Consider the following 503-nt stretch of genomic DNA (forward strand, 5'->3'; position numbering starts at 1 on the left):
ACCACAGACACAGTGGTATTTACCCCCAGGCTGGCATCAGTCAGCTGGATACCAGGAATGTCCGTTCCAGTAGAAGAACCATCCCCGTCCAGGTCCACACCCGGCTCATCAATTAAGGCCAGTGTCGCCGGCGTGTACATGGTGGTCGCATCCGCCGGGATGTTCTGGCTCGCACCCGTACTGTCTTGGTAGCTATCAGTAGACGCTAACAAGCCATTCACCGAATTGATTTCCACAAAGGTGGCATTGGCTGGCACGGCATCGAAGATATTTACATTCTGCGCCGCACTGCCACCATTGTTCTTCACCGTCAAGGTGTAGGTAATGGTGTTGTTAGAGGTATTGACAGATGCAGACTTGGTGGTTACCAGCACCGCATCGGTGGTCACCGTCACCTGATCGGTGTTGGTGTCGTTACCGTCTGCGCCGTTAACACCGTCAGCGTTATAGTCGCCAATATCGGCGTTGCTGCCGATATCCTGTACCAAGCCACCGTCATTGGC

At 54.1% G+C, this 503-nt stretch carries 1 pseudogene; it reads right to left on the reverse strand.

Features of this window, described 5'->3' with window-relative positions:
- Positions 1–488 (reverse strand): annotated as a pseudogene (locus A3730_RS08860) (DUF11 domain-containing protein); the annotation flags it as partial.
- Positions 489–503: the final 15 nt, after the last annotated feature.

The organism is Alcanivorax sp. HI0044 (assembly GCF_001634945.1).